The organism is Alkalihalophilus marmarensis DSM 21297, assembly GCF_000474275.2.
GTDB classification, from domain to species: domain Bacteria; phylum Bacillota; class Bacilli; order Bacillales; family Bacillaceae_D; genus Alkalihalophilus; species Alkalihalophilus marmarensis.
Window position 1 is genome coordinate 1 of the sequence record NZ_ATAE01000011.1, and the last position, 21983, is coordinate 21983.

A 21983-nucleotide genomic window follows, 5' to 3' on the forward strand; every position below is an offset into this window, starting at 1 on the left:
GAAGAAAAATCAGGAGTATAGAAAATCGTTAGAACCCAACCTGATATAATTTGTAATACGATAAATAGAAGCATAAAACTGAATATAAATACAATATATTTTTTCATTTTATTCCCTCCCTTTTAATTTTTTACGAAACAGCTAGGATTTAGGTTTCAATTCAATCCAATATTTAACAATATTGCCCTTTTGGTTTAATATTAATTTTGTTTTCGTTAACAAAGAAAAATGCATCCCTTATTGAAGGATGCTGCTTCGTTAATTCATTGAAAAATGGCGATAACCATTAGTCAGCTATATCATTGATTTTTTGTTTTACCACTTATTCTCTAATTTAATTAATTCACTAGATGGAGTAATTACTAATTTCTTTTGTGAATGCATCCCACCCTACCGATATATAAATGTATATTGAACAGCCTTACCTTCATTAATAAATACAAGTAAAAGTTATTTTCACTACTCTCCATTCCACCTGTTTGTCTATAAAGATAGATACTACCCAATCAGGCACAAATGTAACAAATAGATTAAATAATATATAAATTCGTCCGCCTTTCAAGAATGAGGGCAGACGAATTTTTTTGTTTTTTATTGGATTTACATTGTATTTTATTGTATATTTATCAGAAATAGTAAAATAATAGATTATTTTTTTCTGTTTCTTAAACAATATAACTTTTATCGGGAACCTGTTCAGTGATTTGTTTACTTTGCAAGCTTGTCACTGTTACACCAAGTAACGTGATTATACCGCCTAATATTGTTAGAAACGTTGGAATCTCACCTAACCAAACCCATGATATAAATATAGCTATAGCGGGTGTTAAATATAGTACACTTGTTGCTTCAGACGCCCCAACTTTTGAAGTGACGTAGGCGATACAGAAATAAGGAATGACAGTTGGTAATAACCCTAAATAAATCACGGTTAGAGTAATGTCTAATGGGGCTGCACTAATAGCCAAAGTGAGACCAGGTGAAAAGAATAACATAAAAATGGTACCTGAAACTATTGTATAGATTGTGAAAGGTAAAAATCCATAACTCTTTAAATATTTACTTTGAAACACAAAATAAAAACTTTCACCTAAAGCACCAATTAATATGATTAAAGCGCCTAACTGTAAGCTTAGCGTATCTCCAGTTCCAAGCATTATTATTGCTACACCTAAAAATGCAATAAATGAACCACTCCATCCGAATTTACCCATTCTTTCTCTTAAGAACATTAATGCTAATAAAGCAGAAAAAATTGGAGTGGTTGAAACTAATAAAGCTGCTGCGCCTGCACTCACAGACTGCTCACCTATACTTAATGCAGTATGGTAAACAGAAAAACCTAAAAACCCCAATAATAATATAACTGGTACATCCTTTAATTTTGGTAGTTTTATTCGGGCTATTAAGGCAAATAGTATTAACCCAATTGATCCAATCAGTAGCCTTAATAATGACAGATGTTGAGGAGAATAATGTTCTAGCCCTACTCTTATTCCAGGGAAAGCAGAGGCCCAAAGGACAACAGCTATTGAGTAAGCTAAGAATACTTTATAATTCATAGCATCCCTACACTGACATCAATAAGTCTTCTTTTACTTCTTCGTCTAATGGTTCAGGAACCACTGTTGTTTGGAAATCAATAAGTATAACGGAACGTTCCCCTGGTCTATCTTCTGTTCCTTTTATGATTTCTCCAACATAGTGACTTACTTTTGCATCAAATACTCCATAAGATTCTAACGGGCTATCTAATGTAAATTCTACAATGAGATCTTCTGAACCAACATCACTTGGCTGCTTACCAGCATTAGCAGGTGTAGCAATAGCATTTACACCACCAAATACATTATCTCTGGAAACCAAATGAGCGAAAGTAAAAGGTTCTCCATCTTGATGCAAATGGTTCGGTGAGGAGATGGCTATCTCACCTTCAGTGTTTACAAGCAATTTGACAAAGTGGACTCCAACGTGAATAGGCATTAATAATTCTTCTTTTTTCCAAAATGTTAAATTGTAATCATTCATAATGATATCTTTTAATAATTGAGTTTCTTTAATGTCTTGTGTAATGGAAGGAAATCGACGATATGAATCTATGAACTCTGGATTAAATGCACCTTGGAAATAATCACTATAGATTACTCCATTTTCTTCAATGTTAGGTAACCAATCTAAAGTCTTATTTGCTGGGTTAATAATTGCTCTAGAATACCTACGATATCTATTTAACCCTTTGGCATATGAATCTTCCGGTAAGTATTCAAAGGCTTCCGTTATCAATGTTAGGTCCTTATCAAGACTAGGTGTCTTTAAGGTCTTTCTTAGATTAAATTTTGTAAACCCGTGTTTTTTTAACTCACTCATTTTACTTCCTCCTTGTTTTTACATTCATGGTGATGTGTTACAAAGAGAAGTATATTTAAAAAACAGGACTTTGGGATCAACAAATAAGATACTTTATTACTCAACAAATTTTAAAAGGAAGTAAGTGCGATTAATGATGAGTAAAACATACAAAGACATTGTCTTATACATAAGAGATAAAATAAAAATTGGAGAATGGTCAGTTAATGATAAAATCCCCACACAAGGTGAATTATCAAAGGAATTTAAACTAAATAGAACTACTGTTATAAAGGCCTTAGATACCCTTAAAGCGGAAGGAATTATTTATAGTGTGCAAGGAAAAGGGACATTTGTAGCTAAAAAAACGAGTTCCTTCGAATGGGACAGTCTTACTAAATGGTCATTTTTTCACGAAAATAAAAAGCTAGTCCAACTTATTAATAAATTTGAGTTAGATAAAGGTTTGATTCAGCTTAGTAAGGGGACACTTGGTAATGACCTATTACCTGTAGAAATGATCAATAAGTCCTTAATCAATATTTCTAAAGTGCCGATAGATCACGAATACGGAGATGGAAAAGGAAATTATAAGCTTAGAGCTGAACTTTCTTATTATCTTTATAAGAAGGGGATAAAAGCATCACCTGAATCTATTATGATTACTTCGGGAGCATTAAATGGTATACAGCTTATATCCACAGGGATTTTACAAACCGGCACGAATTTGGTCTCTGATAAAATCTCTTTTATCAACTCTCTAGACTTTCTCGATCAAATCAATATCAAGCTAGTACCTAAATTAATGTTTAATGCCAATTCATCTAATCTCGTTGACATGAAGGAAAATGTAGATGCGATTTATTTAAATACCAATCATCAAAATCCAACTACATATAGTTTTTCAGAGAAGATAATTAATAAATCATTAGAATACGCGAATCAAAATAACACCTTGATAATTGAAGATGATATTTATGGAGATCTAAATTTTGACCATAAGATCTCAAGACCTTTAAAGTCATACGATAGTCAAGGAAGGGTATTGTATGTAAGTAGCTTCTCAAAAACAATTAGCCCTTCTTTCCGAGTCGGCTTTATTTATGGAGCTGAAAAAGTAATTAATAGATTAAGTGACATTAGATTACATACTGATTATGGATCAAGCATATTATCACAATTAGTTTTTCACGATCTACTTTCATCGGGAGAATATTTTAATCATTTATTTATTTTGAATAACAAATTAAAAGAACGTTGTGCAATTTTAATCAACCTATTAGAAACTTATTTAAGCAAATACGGCAGCTTTCAGACACCAAGTGGAGGATTTTTTATCTGGTTTACATTTTATGATGAATACCACATTCCAATGTACAAACTGTTTAAATTAGCTTATTCACGTGGCGTTTTAATTAATCCAGGCTCTATATATGGGGATTCTGAAAATAATTCTATTAGGTTTTCTTTTTCTTATGAATCCATGGAGAAAATTGAGTTGGGTATACTTCAAATCAAACAGCTACTGGATAATTGGGATTTGAAAGGAGGGAATTCATAATATATACAGGGCTTAACAGCTTCTTCAATTTCATCAATAGGATCCCACATTTTCGGTTTGAACTCTTCTTCTGTAGAAGCTACCGTTTCTTTTTTGCCAACTACAGTAAAAGCCTGTTTCTCAACAAATTTGTAATTCATTTCAACATCTCCTTTAATCGAAAGATGGAAGGTCATTCGAGGATATGCTTTTAAAGGAACGTCTGAGTTTTTCACAGTACTAGGGTTTACCCCATGTAATGCTTGAAATGCTCTTGAGAATGAATCAGGAGAAGTATAACGATACTTAATAGCTATATCAATTACCCTCATCTCGTTCTCTTTTAAATCAAAAGCAGCTAAGGTCAATCGTCTTCTCCGTACATAATCAGCTAAGGTTATCCCCGCAATAAATGAAAACATTCGTTTAAAATGATGCTCAGAGAAATGGGTGATCTTTGCAACTTTTTTGTAATCAATTTGATCATCCAAATGATATTCAATATAGTCTATTGCTGCGTTCATCTTATTAAGCAAATCCATTTAGCTAACCTCCCTTCGCTTATAAGGATAACAAGATAAAGAAGAACCGCCCCGACAAATTACGTTCAGGTTTGTAGGATGCATATGTACGGCCTTTTTTACTTCTTGAACCGCTCTTCCACATAGTTAATTCACTCGTACCTTTCTTAAAATCAAACCGTTAGCTACAACTCCTATTAACCCAGCAATCACAAAAATATAGCCAACAAACAATGGTGTTGAAGAGAGTGATTCCGTAAGAATTCTAAACATACCAACGGCAAAAATGAGTAAACTACAAACGAATGTAATCAATACCTTAGTTTTACTATTCAACTAAATTACCTCCCTTCATATAAAAAATCAGTTCTTCCGCTTTGATTTAGCACCAATCAAGCCTCCAACTACGCCACCTATTAATGCAATAACAATTGCTGCCCAAGTCCAAAAGCTCATCTAAATGCACCTCGCTTTATTTATGAATTCTGTTTTGTAATTGTTCTAAGGAATATAGAGCAAACTCTTTAACATCCTTATTCTTACTAGTAGATAGTTCCTGCAAGACTTCATCTAAATAATCATCTTCAATCATTCCCTTATTTTCTCCTTCAGCACAACACATTAAAAAAGGCTCTGACTTGGTATTTCTGTAATCAAGGGCAATCCAAGCATGTCCATCTCCAGAAATAAGCACGATGTTCTCAGGCAAGTCCCATTCTTGAATAAGATAGCTGCTATCTAGTATTCCTTTCTCCGTCCCCATTCCAATACCAAATAAGTGATTTACATTAACATGATCAGGAGCCCAAGAGGTTGGTACATCTTTTGGGTGGGCATTAAAGATGAGATACCCGCCATTTTGCTGTTTTAAGAGCTGTATATATGGATGGGGTAACTTAATTCCTAAATCATCTTCTACTTTTTTTACCATTTCATCTGTTAATGGTTCTAATTTGCCGTAATCATTATCTTCTTGCCAGATATGTATATATTTCATATTAATCCCCCAGAAAAAGGTAGTCAGAGCAACACTTACAACTTCATTATTTCAGTCGTTATTTTTTTTTATTAAGCTGCTTGGTTCACTACACAAAATATTAAAAAGGATGATCATCGAATAATAATTTTTGTAACTTTGGACCGTTGTTAACTCATTTTAATTAGAACCGGCTAATAAACTTAACCCTTTTTCTATTACATCATTGTAATCTAAACCTGTTATAGCCCATATACCTTCATTACTTCTAGCATAAAGAGTATGACTCCGATCATATGTAACCAAAATACAAGATTGTTCATTTAGAACTACTTTTTCCATAGTAAGTACTCCTTCATCTGCTACTGCATGTGCTAATTGTGGGACATCAGGCATGAGTAACCAGCCTAACTGAAATAAACCATTGTTATTTTCTATCCATTTCCATCCATAAGAGTTTTCATAAACTATGCGATGATCCCTTGTTGTATCACAAGGACTTCCAGCGAGAGTAGGGCTATGTGCAGGATGTCTTTCTAGTTTTATAACATCCACTTATAAATCTTCATTTTTTAGTGTACTGACACCTTCATAAGCCATGAATCCACGCAGATTTTTAAAAGAAAATAATTCTAACAACGATGGGCAATTCCATAGATGTCTATCTTCATCTGATGTATTTTGTTCTAATGGAGGGATTCGATAAATTCCACCAAAAGGGATAACTTGATTTCCATATTTAAGGGGTTTCCCTTTATGTAACAACCACCTATCCATAGCAACAGCCGCTACCCATTTTGGTCTAAAACCTAAATCTATGGCCTTCACACCTAATATGTATGCTTGCCACCAATCTTCTAATGTTTCACCATGTTGAAAGATAACAGCAGCATGGATATAGTCAATTGCAGCTGCAGCACCACCACTATTAAGAATACGTAGAACATCCTTTCGCCTTTCTCTATCACGTTCAACTTTATCAATGGGCATGGTTTTTAGATCATGTTGGTCCTCTTCTAATAATTGTTTAAGTATTTCATTCAAATGCTCAAGTCTCCTTTAAATTAATAGGTACCTAATGAATATATCACCCATGTTTATTTTTATTGATTTATATTATTCATATATTTTCATCAATATCTGAGGACGTTTCCACTATAATCAATTTGCCCTGTGAGCCAGATTGAAAGAGTATCTCTTAATCGTTTCTCGGTCTCAGATATAACGATTTATCAACAACAAAAGATACATCTATTTGGGGAAGTTCACATTTTATAAGTTCGTATGTTTCCTGAATTATTGCTTCTAATTCTCTTACTGATACATTTGGGTCTTCAAGAAAAGTAGATGCTAAGCGATTTACTATATTTTCAGGAGTAACTTCCATTGAATCAAGTGTCTGCTTTTGCCACTTAAAGGCTGGATGATGAACGAATTGTCGGTTTAAACCAAATAAGATTCCCATTAATTTGGTTTGAACCTCTGTCATCACTTTGTAAAGCATTAACCAATCCTTTCGCTCAAGTAAAGCCTCACGATTATTCCATCTATTTCCTAAATATAAATTTTCCTTTACCATAGCTACGCTTAATTTATAAGGATATTTGCTTACTTTCTCTTTCATACTATTAATAACTAAATCACCGCTTAGGGTAACCCCGTTATAAACTGTAGCTAAAATACATTGCTTATCTAAATCCGTATCATAAGAAGTAATAACATCTCTTATAACTTTGTGAATAGTCTCTGTTAGAAAATTGCTTATTTCAAATTTCACACCTTGGGTTATGTAAGATTCGGACCATTCCTCCTCCTCGTATGGGTGAAAATCTATAATATTACCATTTAACTCTATGATTGGTGCTTTCCTTTCATCGTCAGTAGGAGCTCCTTTCCAAAAAACAAACAGCTCTATATCTGAATGTTTATCATGCCAATTTCGTGAAACGGAACCTCCTAATAAAACAGCTTCTATTTTTTGGTTTTGTTTATAGAAATTGGATATTTGGGATGCTAATCTTTCTAAATTCATATGGCTCCTCCCCTTTAATTCCTTCTAATCGGTACTAAATCTCCCTCTTCTATTTAAACTTTGATTTCCTTCATACGACAGAGGGAACCTGCCTTATTCAAGGGAGGTTTCTATTAAATTAATGATTGAATTAATGTAGTATATGTTCTAATTCTTTTTAGACATAGAGTCTTTAATTTCATTCACTTTCTCATCTATCTCATCTAATCTATTTTTAGTATATTTCATAAAATGAGCGACTCTTGAGAGGAGAAAGATGATAAGCATTAAGAATACAAGGTTTATCATCGCATCAAAAACATCCACGTTGACCACCCCTTTCTTACTTGTATTTACGTATAGATTTATTGAATAGTTTCGCGCCATGGTGGAAGGAGAAAAACAAATTCTGTATTTTCCTATAAGTTCTTCCTTCATTTTTTCCGTCAACTGCTCTCCTTGTTTGTTATGTTCTTCCTCTATCTCCACACCGTTAGGCAATAATAAATCTACATCCCAATTGATCCATTCACCGTACTTTGTTGCCCATTCTATTAAATTGTTTTTTAATTCATTTGGATAGAGGGATTTCTTCTATGTCTAAATTATGGCCACAGAGATCACACCAAATAGGATCTGCCCCGACATCACCTTCTACTTTTAAATTACAGGTGTCTATTTGCTCACTAGAACAATTCATTAATAATCCGCTCCTTTAACATGGATTGAATTTTACTATTCCCCTACATTCTTCCTTCAAAAACCCATTTAACAAAGTCAGTATATTTTAACATAAATCTCCATGTTTTTACCCTATACGATATGGTTTAAATACAAAAAGCGATTGCTATTAAAGTAACCGCCTTGGTTGAGTCACCTATGTGTGGTGTTTTTCTCCAAACAAATTTACCTCCTCAATAATGTTATATGTTTTTGATAACGTGTTTAAACAAGTAGGTTGAACTTATTTCTGTTGGCAAAAGACTGTTTGTTAGTACAACAAGAAGTGCTCTTTATGCAGCAACTTGAGTTTAGAAAAATGGTGAAGTCTTCTTTACAAGAAAATCTTGAATCGATAAAAATATGATCCACCCTACTACTCCAAATCCTATGGAGACAAATAATGAAAAAGAAGCTTTTAATGAAAATGCCACTACAATTAATAGGACAGCAGTTGCTGGGAATCCCCAAAGGACCCCCAAGGCGAATTTGCTTAGGCTGGTAGTTTGTTCACCTTGCATATATAGCCAGAATAAACTCAGTAGACTAACTAAGGGCAATGCAGCAATGATGCCTCCATACTTCGGAAAGAACCTAGCTACTTCTGTTACTATGCCAATAATAATCGCAGAGACCAAAATCTTAAAAACTAAAAACATTTTTTCGCCCCCTGACTAAGAAGCATAAATGCTTTTTCTATCATTACAATATCTGATGGATCAAGATTTTCTAATACATCTTTGAGTTTTTCATGATCCAATTGTGTGTTCTTTAATAACACTTTCCTCCCTTCTGCAGTTAATATGACATATACTTTTCTTTCATCTTCAACTCTTCTTTCTTTGGTTACATAGCCCTTTTGAATTAATCTTTTAATGTGTTCAGATGCAGTATTATGGGTCACACCTAAGTATGTTGCTAGATCACCTATCGTTGTTTCTTTCTTTTTTTCTACATGCTGCAATAATCGTATAGCTTGGTGCGAGATATTCTCTTGATGAGCGTAATGGAGTAGATGATAAATGTCAGTCCAATTTTGATTTATGTTATTAATGGTATCGTTAAGAGACATAATAACAACCCCCTCTCATTTATATCTTATAATACGATATATTCTTATGTAAAGATTAAAGGAGGTTCATAATAAACAAAACTTACCGTATTGGCAGTTTAGTAAAATGACTGATTTTCTTATAAATTGTATTCTGTTAGTTTATGAAACCATTTCTTCACGGTACTTTTCATCAATAAATTTGAAATACGGCAAACACATTCCTATCAATGATACAGAACTAATCACTAAACCAATGAGGAGGTACAAGAGTTGTACACCAAAGATTTCACTTAACAGTCCGCCAATTAACACCCCCAAAGGCATTGCTCCTCTTATAATAAGCAGGCGAACTGAAAATACTTTCCCCATAATATGATTTGGGACAATTTTTTGACAAATGGTAGTATTATGGATACTAAAAACAGCCATGACAACTCCTCCGATTATTTCTATTATGATTGCTAAAGGAATACTAGAGTTAAAGCAAAGGGCTATAAAGGTTAGTCCTCCTATAAAAAGGGAACCGAGCATGAGATACCTACGACTTTTATATTTTATCTTTGTTACTACAAATGCACCTGCCAAGTATCCAATAGGAAATCCAGCCATAAAATAACCGTATTCTGCATAAGACCCTCCTAACTCGTCCGTTATGTATGGCAGAGTCGTTACCATAGTTACCCCCACGCCAAATTGAACAAAAGCTAAAAAGACTCCTAACCACAATATTAATTTTTGAGTGAAGAAGAAAGATACTCCCTCTGAAAAATCGGCCCACCATGTTTTTCTTACTTTTAATTTCATTCTATGTTCCTGAATAAATAATAAAGTAAAACCACTTAACATTAGTAAAGTACTCACTAAAATAAGAGTAAAGAAAACACCAGTAAGTTCGATGATTATTCCTGCTATAAGTGGAGAGAGAAAGGTCATTAGGCGAGCAGTCCCCTCAATGTAGGAATTCGCTGTCTGTAATTGCGCTTTTTTTACAAGAGTCGGTGTTATGGCGTGATTAGCAGGTACATAGAAAGGAGTGATTAAACCAACCACGCATTGAACCACATAAATATGCCACACCTCAAGGCTGCCTGAAAGTAAGGCGACTAACGGAATGATAAATACAATAGCCCTTGTCCATTGTGAAAGTACCATAATCCACTTTCTACTCCAACGGTCAATATAAGGACCTATGAATAGTTGAAGAATTAATGAGGGTAAAAAATATAAAAGCCACATGCTTCCTAAAGCCAAAGTAGAGCCTGTGAGCTGGTAAATTAAGATTGAGTTACAAAATGTACCAAAGGCTCCCCCTAGTTCCGATATTCCATTTCCTAACCACGTTGAAACAAACGATCGGTTTCTAAATATAGACCCATTCATCATCTCACCTACTCATTGTTTAATGTATAAATCAAGTTCTTTATAAAGCAGGTCTATAATATTTGCTTTTAACGAATATTTTGCTCCTTTCATTTCAACTAGTTTAGCAGCTCGTAAAAGTTTAAGGTGATGATGGATAGTCGTTTTGCCCATGTTTAAATGTCCTGTGAGATCTTGTAATGAACGGTCATTTTCTGATAATAATTTTACGATACGAAGTCTTATCTCATCCCCCAATGCCTTATGTTTTTGCACTAGGAAGTTATTAGGCATATATTTATCATTCGGTGAAAGACTTTCATTTGCAATTGGGTAGTAAAAGACTTTTGTATTTTCAATGTCAGCTTCAATAGTCCAAGGGCGATATACATACTGTGGAATGAGTAAAACGTTGTGAACACTTGGTTCAGGGAGATAATTAACTCCACCTGTTGCCCACTGGACAAGTTCTTCAGGAGATATCTCTCTTTTCATTTGATTTTTAGATTTATAATCGGTGGATAAAATCTGATTAATCAGCTCTAGTTCTGGTGTTATTACTTCTTCATACCATAAAGTCATTACTTCAATTAAATGAACCTTAAGTTCATTTGCGTCAGCTAAACTAATAAATTCTATGTACTGAGGAAAAAAAGGGTTTTCATTTGTTAGCCGTTTCATTTTTATCAGGGCATCCCTCTCCCCTGCTGCAGCTCTTTCCCTTAAATGTTGAAACTGCTCACCAATAAAAGGAAGGCAATTAAATTTAAGTTTAGATTCATCTAGCCTTTCAATACTTAAACAAAAGTCATTCAAGTTATCAGTTTTAAATCGATGGAGTAATTGTAAAAGAGCCTTCCAAGTATTGTTTTTTTCCACAAACTCTAATTGACTTAATAACTTTTTCGGTAATGATCCTTTAAGTTCATCCCAAAATGTTACGGATTTTTCTAAGGTATTAATGAGACGAGAATTCGTTACCGCCGCTATTCCTAGAGCGCATTCCCATAATGGAGAAAAAGCAAACTGCACTTCATACGTTTCTCTTTTTCTGCCTGTTGAGTGTATTACCTCCATAAGATCACCTCGAAATTATGTGTTTGATAAGAATAATTTTACACTGAAATTATATCCGGTTCAATATTTTTTGAATAATATATCCAATATTGCTTGAATGTCCTCTTTTATTAAGGCTGTTTCTCAAAGATTGTTGTTTTTTAATATTATTTGCAACTCTCCAATTTTCTGTTAAAATGTGGTAGATGATGAAGCGTATTAAACAGGGAGGATATAATATGAACGTAGAATTAACGAGATTTAGGGTTAAGAAAGGGAAATCGGACCGAGTTGATGAATGGTTAAAGTTTCTGAATGATAATATGAAAGATGTTCTCGTTACGTTAGATGGAGAAAAAATGTATGTTGAAACCATTTTTAGAGAGCATCTGAACGGTGACGAGTTTTTATATTGGTTTTCAGTCCAAGGTGAAGGTGGACAAGAAGTAGAGCAATCAGAACATTGGATAGATAAAAGGCATTTAGAGTTCTGGGATGAATGTATAGATGAAACTTTTAAACCATTCGACTTAAAGACAGAAGTGGTTATGATACCTCAAAAAGTAAGAAACAGTATGAACTAACGCTTAATTAAAGAAGATCTCTGTTTAGGGGTCTTTTATTATGCACTTCTAAGCATCTCTACCGTAGTATGATTGGATTTTTGACACGCTGAAATAAGCATTTGCTCTACTCGTTTATCAAATGCTAAATCCTTACCTAATTCGAGCCAACGGAACCAATAGAGGTAATTATCCAAATAATGAGTACCTACACCTTGAAAACGCTCTAACCACCCTTTTAAACGATTGTGAAAGTTATTAACGTGCTGAATATGATAAATACCCTTCTTCACACGCTGTTTTTGGCGTTCATTAACTGTTTCGTGCAAGAGACCTTTCAGTTTGGCAAACTTTTTGTAGTTGGTTGCTGTATCTGTACATAACAAAGCAGACGGGTGAATAAACTCACCTATCACAGTGTCAATTTCTTCGGCTCTAACACGCCCTGTTCCTGCTTTTCGAGCAATCATATTGCCGTTTCTATCTTGTGCTACTACAACAGCAATTTTAAGGTTAGAAATACCTCTTTTCTTGTCCTTTTCTCCACGCTTCTTGGCTTTTCTGTGAGTGATTTCTCTGCGACCTTTTAATGACTCACGAAAGAAGGTTTCGTCACTTTCTACGATACCTTGCAATTGATTAAAACCAAGACTTCCTAATGCGTTCAAGATTTTATGTCTCCAATAAAATGCAGTAGAGATGTGTATTTTAAGGCGTTCAGCGATTTTTGGTAAGGTATAACCTTCAACCATTAGTTCTATATATTTTACCCATTTTTCAGGGTAGCGTGAGCCTGAAAATGGTGTATTTGTCATATCATTGAATGTTTTATTGCAATCCTTACATAGATAGCGTTGTCGAGTGCGATATTTGCCATTTCGCTTAACCGATGTACTTCCGCAATGAACACAAGCCATACCCGAAGAAAATCGTGCTTCACGAATGGTTTTTAGTAGTTTTGTGATTTTATCTGGCTCTTCTGGAAACAAATCCTGTTTCATAGCGTCAAATAAAGCCATTTGCTCTGATTTTGTTAATTCGCTGAACTCTTCATATACATCTTTCCACATACTCGAACGCCTCCTTAAACCTATTATACCAACCTTTATACAGTATGGTCAGGAAAGCAACAATCTATACGAAAACAGCCTTTATTAAAGCAAAAAACGCATTTTGATTACCTGAAATCAAAATGCGTTTTTATGTCATTTACATGTATATGAGAAGCAATTATTGACTGATTTAAGGAGATATCAAGGCTTTGTACTCAATTGGGTTATACAGTATGAGAAGAACAAATAGCTCATAGCCTGTAGGGTCACTTTATTACGTAATAAATCCATAGGTCACCTTCGTTTGCTTTCTCGCTTTCATCTAAAGCATTTCTGTCTAGTTTAGAGATTTTTAGAAGGCTCGTTACATGCAAATCCCGCCAGCATCCTTTTGTGCACGGCGGGGAATACTTACATTATTGTAGGCGGTTCTCTACCCTTGTGATCCAATTTAAGTCTGCTTCAAGGTGTAACAGCGTTCCAGTAACCAGAAGATACTTGTCTTCTTCACCTTTTATAAGAAACTCTGTTTTTAGCTTGGAAAGTTCCAATGTCTCTTTAATAATAAGTGTTTTCTGCTGATCCAACATCTGTTTTTCTTCATCGAATTGGATGTTTCTTGCACAATTCCATTTATAAAAGAAATCTTCCTTTGTGGAATGATAAGGAACAGGGTCAAGCAACCATTTCTCGAGGGCTTCTTTACCTTTTTCTTCAATAGCATACCGTTTTCGTTCTTGATTATCAGTCCCCGCTGAGCTTACCATACCATCACGGGACAGCCGGTCAAGTGTGGTGTAGATTTGTCCCGGGTTTATTTTTCCTTTCATTCCAATTAGAGAATCAACTCCAACTTTTAAGTCATATCCATGATGCTTTCCATTCCAGAGGATGGTTAATATCCCGTATTTTACTGACATAAGCAATTACCCTTCTTTAAGTGATGATTGAAGTTTAACATTAGAGGCATGATTCCCGGCAGACCAAGATGCAAACAAACTGAAAATTAATCCACTGATAACTGCAATTAATACATAATTCAAAGGAACATGAAAGGCAAGGAATCCTTCCATCAGTTCAGAACGGCTGGCAGTGAAGATAAGGAGAACCCCTGTTAAAATGCCCCCTACAACACCAGTCAGTCCAATAAGCAATCCTTCTGCAAGGATCATCTGTTTTACCTGCGCTCGGGTAAATCCAATTGCCCTCATTGTACCAATTTCGTTAGTTCGTTCTAAAGTATTCATAAGCACTGTATTAGCAGTTCCAATGCTAGCCAAACCAACCATCATAATCATGAGGATATAAATGAGACTATACATTTCAGATATCGCTGAGGTTGTAGAATGAATTTTATCTTCTACTGTTTCCGCACCAGAAAGCTGGTCTGAGAAATCATCCCATACGCTTGCCATAACCTCAGTACCCTCTCCCTCTAATGTTAAAAGCAAGTCGAAACTTCCATTCCATCCAAGTGCTTCCTGCATGTAATTTTGCTCCATAAATGCAACATACCCTGAATAATGGGCGGTTGACACACTTGCTACTACCTTTAATTCCTGTTCTCCTTTTGGAGTATTTATGACGATAGAGTCCCCGACTTCTCCTCCCCATTCATCAAAAGCGCGATTACCGAGAATGACTGACGCTTTTTCGCTTAGTTTACTGTTAAGTATATCATCATGATATCCGTAAAGATTTGGACCATCCGAGCTGACAGAAAGAATGGAAAATTGCCTATATTCTCCATTCAACGTTTTCCACGTTATAGGTGTTGCTTCCGATAACTCATATACCTCCTTCACTCCTACATATGATGCGATCTTAGACTGGTCATTTATGGTCCATGGGGTCTCAGAAGAGATTCTTACATCCCCGCCATACGTACTTCTGATTTCCCTCTCATACCCGACTGGTGCTGACTCTACCGCTGCACCGAGAAGCAGTACAACAGAAATGCCAATGGCCAATATTGCGGCTGTATTAGCGTTACGGCCGATTTGATATAGAAGGTTTTGCAATGCTAGAGTTCCGCCGTAACCAAACAAAAATGTAAAAGTCGATCGAAGGAAAAATGCGGTAACGGTAAGGATGTACGGAAACAGGAGAATGACCCCGAATAAAATTGCAGCATAGGAAAGAGAGTGATCTACCAATGAAAAAGTAAGTAGCGCTAAACCGCCAACCAAACGAAACACACTTTTACTGGTATTTTTTCCATCAGCAGCTTCTCCTTTTAAAGTTAGCAAAATTGAGGTGGTGCCTGCACGGTAAATGGGAATAAGAGTAAAGAGAACGGGAAACACGAGCCCAGCTGCAGTCGAAATAAAAGCTGGAATCACCCAATTCAGGGAATATACCATATCAAAAGCAAACACGCTTAGAAGTGCCACCATAAATAGGTCTCCCAGCCAAACACCAAAAGGTACTCCAATCATCACAGCAATTATGGACAGAAGTAGCACTTCGGTCAGAACCAGCTTAGATACCGTCCACTGCTGGTAACCAAGGCTTTTCATAATTGCGAATTCCTTTCTTCTTTCAATAACATTAGTATAAATCATATTAAAGACAATAAAACCACTAATTAAAATTGCAAGGATTGCAATCAAATGAAAGAACGTATAGAGCCCTGCAATGTCGTTGCTCTGTCGATCATCAGCCACTACCGGCTGGATGAATGGCGAGGTCTCCTGAAATTCCTTCTGAAGGTCCCTAAAAAGCGTTTCTCCATCCCCTTCCGTTTGAAAGCGCATGTAAGAGATTTGATCGTTCAAATTTGTCCAATCCTGCAATATATCAAGGGGAACCATCACTCGGAATCCTGACGACTGCGCAGCCTCCCAATCACTTGGACTAGCCAAGACCTGCACGTATGCTACTATTGCAGAAACTTCAAGTTCACCCATACCTTCAAAACGTATAGTGTCTCCAATTCCTTTTCCTAGAAGCTTAGCAACAGGTTCCGGTAAGATCAATCCTGGATCTTCCAAACTCCCCTCGGTAACTGGAAGTTTTAGTAGAGAGCTAGAAAAATCGCTCACCCCTGTAATACGAACAGACCTCTCATATCGCGACCGATCTTCGTCCATTTCGATGAAAGATTGTTTATCTAAAGCAAGGAGGGCCTCTCTTACTTCAGGGTGAGTTGTCAAATCGCGTATGATGTCTTCTGAAAAAGTATGGCTGTCACTAAGTATCCAATAATCTGCGTTGGCAACATACATTTGCTCGTAGTAAGTAAATACATCTTCGGTTGTTTTGTCAGCTACAAGCATCGAAGTCGTAATGGCAACCCCCATTACCAACGCAGTAAGTGTAAAGAGAAACCTCTTTTTTCTATGCATGAAATTACGCCATGAAATTTGCCAGATATTCAGCATAGTCATCTTCCTTTCTAGAAATCACCCGTTCAATTCCTCCGTCTTTAAAAAGAATAATGCGATCGGCAAACCCAGCTGCAAAGATATCGTGGGTAACCATCACAATCGTTTGAGTGTGTTTACGATGAAAGGAAACCATTAAGGCTAATATCTCTTCAGCTTTTGCGCGGTCCAAATTACCGGTCGGTTCATCTGCCAAGAGGACCCTTGGTTCGTTCACCAGAGCTCTTGCTATTGCAACCCTTTGTTGTTGTCCACCGCTTAGAAGGGAAACACGATTTTTTTCAAAACCAACCAACCCTACTGCTTCAATCATTTCAGAAATCCTTTGGCGACCCTCTTGATTTAACTTCCCATCTGCATGGAGCGGAAATGCAATATTTTCCTCTACGCTCAAATTATGAAGCAGCTGGTAGTTCTGAAAGACAAACCCGATATTTCTCCTACGGAAGATTGTTCTTTCTTTTTCTTTCATTTTTTCAATGGTTTGTTGGTCAATTTTTATTGTTCCGTCGTCTGGAACATCAAGCCCCCCAAGAAGTTGAAGAAGTGTGCTTTTTCCTGAACCACTAGGGCCCATAATAGCTACGAACTCTCCTTTCTTAATGTCAATATTCACACCCTTCAACACTTTAGATTCTAATTTTCCTTGATAAAAGCTCTTTCTTACGTTCTGTACCCTAATCATCAAATCCCTCCAATACTTATACTAAGTAGTCATTTTTTTTTATAAAAATGTTTATATATAAACAAAATCACAAAAAAAACTATATACTAAGTATATATATTATTTCTATAATTTGTAAACAGATTTTTTATAAAAAAAACAGCCACTGAAAGTGACTGAGCCGAAAGGGAAATTTTATAAGTCTTTATTCAACATGATAAGCTATTTACAGAATCACAAATATGAATCGAAGAGTAATTAGAATTTACCGTGAATTTACACCATTATTAGCAGTGTTTATAATTATATAAGATACTTTATTTCCACTTTTATGAATTAAAACATTATTAGATCTCCCCCTATAATTTCCCTTTAATCTATGAGAATCTAATTCTGAATTTATCATAGTAACGGCAGCTTTTTCCTAGTGTGGAAAAGCAAACATCCTACACTTAATGTTCCATTCGTTATCTTTTAATTCTATGGATTCCCACTTTTTAATAATAGAATTTAATGCGGTTATATGTTTTTATATAATTATTTAGTCGTGCATTTTAAGAAGAATTTAGTTAACGAACAAAAGCGGCTTCTCTGTCAGCAAGGGCATCTTCTAACCACCTGGGATGCATCCTCAATAAGTCTTTAGGTAAGTTCTGTTGTTCAAAAAATTTAATTTCTAGTGACTCAGACGAATTACAACATAGTTCTCCCCCGGTTATTTCAGCGAGAAAACATGTGGTTATAAAATGTACTGTTTTACCATTGGGATAAGTAAATACCTGTGAATGAGGATCAGAGTATACACCAATAAGCTTCTTAATTCTTATATCCAAATTCGTTTCCTCTTTGACTTCTCTAATAGCTGCTTCTGAAACAGTTTCCCCTATTTCGATATGGCCTGAAGGAATACCCCATAATCCAACATCTGCCCTTTTTTGTAACAAAACGTGGTTGTCCTTATCCAAAATAATTACTGCAACAGCAGCTTTTAAATCATCAACCTTCTCCATTCAATCGTCCTCCTTTAACTAATAAAAAAAGGACCGATTGGAAAGATTTCAACGCATGCCAAATACGCTGAACCTTTCCCCTCGGACCTTCTATGTCAATAGGTGCCTTTTACATATGGTAAAAGATGTAGCCCTTGGTCACTGACCTATCTGAATAGCGGAACCCTAGCTACAATTTTCCAGTTCATATTTAGTTTACTATTAATTTTTAGAGAATGAAAGATACTTTTATAACACCTGCCATACTAGTTGCTGACAGGGTACTTTTTTTACTGCATTATAGGAAAAGTTATGTAAGCAAATAAGTTTATTTATCTATCTATTTGAACTAAACGCAAACTACCCAAATACTTGAGCTGCAATGCTGAACAATGTATTGTTCCTGGTAGGTAGACTATCAGAATTAATGACCATGATTGGAGGACGGTTCACATTAACAAATCCTCTCCTATTCAAAAACATCATAAATTCATTATTTTCTAACGGAACATCAATTCTTATTTTTCCTTGATGATTAATAGCAAGTTTATCTATCAAACCAGAAGCAACTTGAAAATCCCTTGCTACAATCGGGCCTAATATAAGATGAACTGGCCCTGAAATGGAAAGACCATATCCCACAATAGCTCCCTGATCATCCTTGGCAACGAAGATTTGTTCAGCCTGCTTCATTCTAATTTTTAAAAAGCGAGTTCTCGTAGCACCGAAAGCTCTCTCATCAAGTTTATAAATTGCATCCATATCAACACCACTATACTCTTCGATAGTGGTGTTACTTCCAAGCAACGGGTCATGATCAAACATATAATGATCACAAATGTATTTATCAACATAACCTACCGAATTAAAACCCATTTTTTTATAAAGGGGTGAACCTTCTTTCGTGGCAATTAGCATAATTGGAGTGTCAGTCGTAACATCTTCAATACACCTTTTAGTGGCTTCTTCTCCTAATCCCATCCCTCTATAGTCTTCATGCACGATAACCATGCCAATAGAAGCTAAAGATCTGCCATAGGGGATGATTGCTGCACTTGAAACGATTCTTTCCTCTAAATCCTTATGTCCAAAGATATTACCTGATGCAAGGACCGTTTTAAGTTCTCTTTCATCATAGTCCCATCCCACTGATGTAGATAGTTCAACTAATTGTGGAATATCACGTTCAACGAATTCTACTAGATCCAATATTGATTTATTGCAACTGGCCATAACATTTCTCCCTTTTTAGAACACTTTTTTCTCTAATGCCTGCATGAAATATTTCAAAGTAATATACCGTAAATAACAGTACCCCAATAAAAGAAACTCCTGCCTGTACTACAACCTTTTTAGTCCCTAGGATAAATTAAAAAGATTTGTAGTAAAGAACAGTAGAATGTAGCTCTCCATTTGCCGATCTAGCATAATGAGGGATTTTACCAGCCTGGATATAACCAATTGAAGAATAAAGAAGATTAGAAGGATCTCCTTCTCTTGTATCGAGAACTAATAATGACCTCCCTTCCAGCTTGGCTCTCTCTTCTGCTTTATTCATAAGTGAACGCGCAATACCACTGCGTCGATAATTAGGGTCTGTCATCAGCTTTGCAATTTCAGCTCTATGAGCACCATTCTGCTTAGTACATAGCTGTAGTTGTACGCTGCCAACAATCTGGTTGTTTATTTTAGCCACGAATAAAAGTACTTGGGGATTTAAGACATTCATCCAATATTTATTCGCATCAGATAATTGGAGTGGTGGTAAAAAGCCAAGCGATGCGTCATCTTCTACTACCTTTACCAGAAGTTTGGAAAGTTCATCCGCGTGTTTATCCATAATTATCACTTGTTCAATCTGTACATTATTAATCAACCGAATCACCTCAATAAATATATTTCTTACTATCATTTTATCCTATGAATTCGATTACCGAACTAATTTGACAAAATATCTAACATTACTATTTTTTTAGACTTTCTTTCCTATTTGGTGAAAAGCGCGCAATAAACTTATTAAATTATCTGCTTCGTTACTTACTTTATAAAAAAGGCGATAATTAAGATTTCTCCCCCGCTACTTGAATTATTTCTTTATATAAACGAATAGACAAAAATAATTTCATGAACATTCTCCTTATAGATCAATTTGTGCTGTATCTAAAAAAAGACACCTATCGAAAAATACCTTATAAAGGTAAATATTAACATGAAAATCCATTTGTTTGTTTGAAATATTCTTCTACAACTTTCTCACGGAATACTAATTTAAATGAAATAATGTAGAACACAGGCCCCTTCTTCTTAAGGGTGTCTAAATGATAAAAACCCCTAAGAAGGGGTTTTAGTTTAGAAAATAATATGTGCGATCAATACGATAATAGGTAATGTAACGAAAGTTCGTTCCAGGAAGATAACCACAAGATCTGTAAATTTAACTGGTAATTTAGAAGCAAGTAACAATCCACCAACCTCGGACATATAGATCAGCTGTGTTACGGACACGCAGGCAATAACAAACCGCGTAAATTCACTTTCAATTCCACTACCGATCACAGCTGGTAAAAACATATCGGCAAATCCAATCACCATTGCCTGTGCAGCTTGATCCGCTTCTGGAACTTGCATGATATCCAATAAAGGTATAAAAGGCATACCTAATAGATCAAAAAATGATGTATGTTCTGCAGTAATTAAGGCGATGGTTCCTAAAGCCATTACAACTGGAATGACCCCAAACCACATATCAAGAACATTTTTCAACCCATTTCTCGTTGTGTTCCCAATACCATTATTTTTCGTTGCGGCACGTTCTAACGCCTTTTCCATTCCAAGCTTAAATATTGGTACACCTTTCATATCACTGTCTTTTACTATTTGCTTATTTTCTACCACATACTCATCTTTCTTACGTGAGAGAGGCGGGATTCTAGGAAGAATGACAGCAGCAACGAAGCCAGCTATTGCTATTGTCATGTAATACGGTATAAATAAATGCTCTAATTCCAGATACGATAAAATAACGATACTAAACGTAATGGATACCACAGAAAAGGTTGTCCCGATGACTGCCGCCTCGCGTTTAGTATAGAACCCTTCCTCATACTGTTTATTCGTTAGTAGTACACCTATTGTTCCGTCTCCCATCCAAGAGGCTAAGCAGTCAATCGATGAGCGTCCAGGAAGTGTAAATAAAGGTCTCATAATTTTGTTTAAAAGAATACCACAAAGCTCGAGCAGGCCAAAATTCAATAGTAATGGCAGGAGAAATCCGGCAAATAGAAATACTGTAAACAAAATGGGAAGTAAATCATAAAGTAATAAACCACCTGTGTAGTCTGACCAAATCCACTCAGGTCCGATCTGAAACAGAGTCATTACGGCAAAAAGCATACCTAGAATTCGCACATAAACCCAAACAGGCTTCACATGAAATAGAGTTTTCATTAAAGGTTTTTTTACCAAAGCTTTAGGTTCGAGTTTTGTAACGACAATTGTCATAATTGCTACAAAAAGAAGAATGAAAGTCATTAAAGATGGTATCATTCCGCCTAATAGTCCTTCGACTTGCTTAGCCATAAAGGCCACTGGAATGGTAATCTCTCCGTTATAAGTTAAAGGAATCATGAATAGAAAAATTCCAAACAAAGAGGGAATAATAAATTTCATATAATCTTTTAATTGATAGGTCGTTTCTATTTTTCTCTTTTCTTTTTGAATAGCAGACATAATAACTATGCCCCCTC

23 protein-coding genes are annotated in these 21983 nt (G+C 35.5%); 2 read left to right on the forward strand and 21 right to left on the reverse strand.

All coding sequences use genetic code 11. The annotated features are described in order from the left end of the window. Positions 1-665: 665 nt before the first annotated feature. Both A33I_RS05715 and A33I_RS05720 read right to left on the reverse strand, forming a co-directional pair. Positions 666-1562, reverse strand: coding sequence for a DMT family transporter (locus A33I_RS05715; RefSeq protein WP_022627516.1), 897 nt, complete (start codon positions 1560-1562; stop codon positions 666-668). Between the two features lie 7 nt (positions 1563-1569). Next, positions 1570-2367 carry a 2OG-Fe dioxygenase family protein gene (locus A33I_RS05720; RefSeq protein ID WP_022627517.1) on the reverse strand — a complete coding sequence of 266 codons (798 nt, stop codon included), beginning with the start codon at positions 2365-2367 and terminating at the stop codon, positions 1570-1572. A gap of 133 nt (positions 2368-2500) precedes the next feature. Between A33I_RS05720 and A33I_RS05725 the strand changes: the two genes are divergently transcribed. Further along, on the forward strand, positions 2501-3907 hold the full coding sequence (locus A33I_RS05725; protein WP_022627518.1) for an aminotransferase-like domain-containing protein: 1407 nt from the start codon (positions 2501-2503) through the stop codon (positions 3905-3907). Here the strand turns inward: A33I_RS05725 and A33I_RS05730 are convergent. From A33I_RS05730 to A33I_RS05780, 11 genes are all read right to left on the reverse strand, one after another. Beyond that, positions 3856-4428 (reverse strand): helix-turn-helix domain-containing protein, encoded by a 573-nt coding sequence (locus A33I_RS05730; RefSeq protein ID WP_022627519.1) that lies wholly within the window; start codon positions 4426-4428, stop codon positions 3856-3858. The genes A33I_RS05725 and A33I_RS05730 overlap by 52 nt on opposite strands. A 126-nt stretch (positions 4429-4554) precedes the next feature. Beyond that, on the reverse strand, positions 4555-4743 hold the full coding sequence (locus A33I_RS05735; RefSeq protein WP_022627520.1) for a hypothetical protein: 189 nt from the start codon (positions 4741-4743) through the stop codon (positions 4555-4557). A gap of 136 nt (positions 4744-4879) precedes the next feature. After that, on the reverse strand, positions 4880-5404 hold the full coding sequence (locus tag A33I_RS05740) for an SMI1/KNR4 family protein (RefSeq protein WP_022627522.1): 525 nt from the start codon (positions 5402-5404) through the stop codon (positions 4880-4882). Positions 5405-5563: 159 nt separating this feature from the next. Further along, positions 5564-5938, reverse strand: a complete 375-nt coding sequence (locus tag A33I_RS05745; protein WP_022627523.1) for a hypothetical protein — start codon at positions 5936-5938, stop codon at positions 5564-5566. Further along, entirely contained in the window at positions 5939-6427 is a 489-nt protein-coding gene (locus A33I_RS05750; RefSeq protein WP_022627524.1) for a hypothetical protein, read from the reverse strand. 154 nt (positions 6428-6581) lie between these two features. Beyond that, positions 6582-7415, reverse strand: coding sequence for a DUF4037 domain-containing protein (locus tag A33I_RS05755; RefSeq protein ID WP_022627525.1), 834 nt, complete (start codon positions 7413-7415; stop codon positions 6582-6584). 147 nt (positions 7416-7562) lie between these two features. Next, positions 7563-7895, reverse strand: coding sequence for a hypothetical protein (locus A33I_RS21250; RefSeq protein WP_235806165.1), 333 nt, complete (start codon positions 7893-7895; stop codon positions 7563-7565). 530 nt (positions 7896-8425) lie between these two features. Next, the gene (locus A33I_RS05765; protein ID WP_022627526.1) at positions 8426-8773 is read right to left on the reverse strand and encodes a DUF3147 family protein; all 348 of its coding nucleotides are present in this window, start codon (positions 8771-8773) and stop codon (positions 8426-8428) included. Beyond that, positions 8764-9186, reverse strand: coding sequence for a MarR family winged helix-turn-helix transcriptional regulator (locus A33I_RS05770; RefSeq protein WP_022627527.1), 423 nt, complete (start codon positions 9184-9186; stop codon positions 8764-8766). Before A33I_RS05770 ends, A33I_RS05765 begins: the two co-directional genes overlap by 10 nt. A gap of 141 nt (positions 9187-9327) precedes the next feature. Continuing rightward, a complete protein-coding gene (locus A33I_RS05775) occupies positions 9328-10548 on the reverse strand; it encodes an MFS transporter (protein WP_022627528.1) in 1221 nt (406 codons plus the stop codon). A 12-nt stretch (positions 10549-10560) separates the two neighbouring features. Then, complete coding sequence (locus tag A33I_RS05780) at positions 10561-11604, reverse strand: ArsR/SmtB family transcription factor (RefSeq protein WP_022627529.1); 1044 nt, start codon at positions 11602-11604, stop codon at positions 10561-10563. A 218-nt stretch (positions 11605-11822) separates the two neighbouring features. Between A33I_RS05780 and A33I_RS05785 the strand changes: the two genes are divergently transcribed. Continuing rightward, entirely contained in the window at positions 11823-12167 is a 345-nt protein-coding gene (locus tag A33I_RS05785; protein ID WP_022627530.1) for a DUF6176 family protein, read from the forward strand. A gap of 38 nt (positions 12168-12205) precedes the next feature. Here the strand turns inward: A33I_RS05785 and A33I_RS05790 are convergent, their stop codons facing one another. From A33I_RS05790 to A33I_RS05825, 8 genes are all read right to left on the reverse strand, one after another. Next, the gene (locus A33I_RS05790) at positions 12206-13216 is read right to left on the reverse strand and encodes an IS1595 family transposase (protein WP_022627531.1); all 1011 of its coding nucleotides are present in this window, start codon (positions 13214-13216) and stop codon (positions 12206-12208) included. A 398-nt stretch (positions 13217-13614) separates the two neighbouring features. Beyond that, entirely contained in the window at positions 13615-14118 is a 504-nt protein-coding gene (locus A33I_RS05795) for a PadR family transcriptional regulator (protein ID WP_022627532.1), read from the reverse strand. Between the two features lie 6 nt (positions 14119-14124). Then, a complete protein-coding gene (locus A33I_RS05800; RefSeq protein ID WP_022627533.1) occupies positions 14125-16581 on the reverse strand; it encodes an FtsX-like permease family protein in 2457 nt (818 codons plus the stop codon). Continuing rightward, positions 16550-17269: an ABC transporter ATP-binding protein gene (locus A33I_RS05805; protein WP_022627534.1), complete on the reverse strand. Its 720-nt coding sequence runs from the start codon at positions 17267-17269 to the stop codon at positions 16550-16552. The genes A33I_RS05800 and A33I_RS05805 overlap by 32 nt, the downstream gene beginning before the upstream one ends. 548 nt (positions 17270-17817) lie before the next feature. After that, complete coding sequence (locus A33I_RS05810) at positions 17818-18258, reverse strand: NUDIX domain-containing protein (protein WP_022627535.1); 441 nt, start codon at positions 18256-18258, stop codon at positions 17818-17820. A 339-nt stretch (positions 18259-18597) separates the two neighbouring features. Beyond that, on the reverse strand, positions 18598-19470 hold the full coding sequence (locus A33I_RS05815) for a GNAT family N-acetyltransferase (protein ID WP_022627536.1): 873 nt from the start codon (positions 19468-19470) through the stop codon (positions 18598-18600). A gap of 136 nt (positions 19471-19606) precedes the next feature. Next, the gene (locus A33I_RS05820) at positions 19607-20077 is read right to left on the reverse strand and encodes a GNAT family N-acetyltransferase (protein WP_420796752.1); all 471 of its coding nucleotides are present in this window, start codon (positions 20075-20077) and stop codon (positions 19607-19609) included. A gap of 509 nt (positions 20078-20586) precedes the next feature. Continuing rightward, positions 20587-21966, reverse strand: a complete 1380-nt coding sequence (locus A33I_RS05825; RefSeq protein ID WP_022627538.1) for a YjiH family protein — start codon at positions 21964-21966, stop codon at positions 20587-20589. Positions 21967-21983 lie beyond the last annotated feature (17 nt).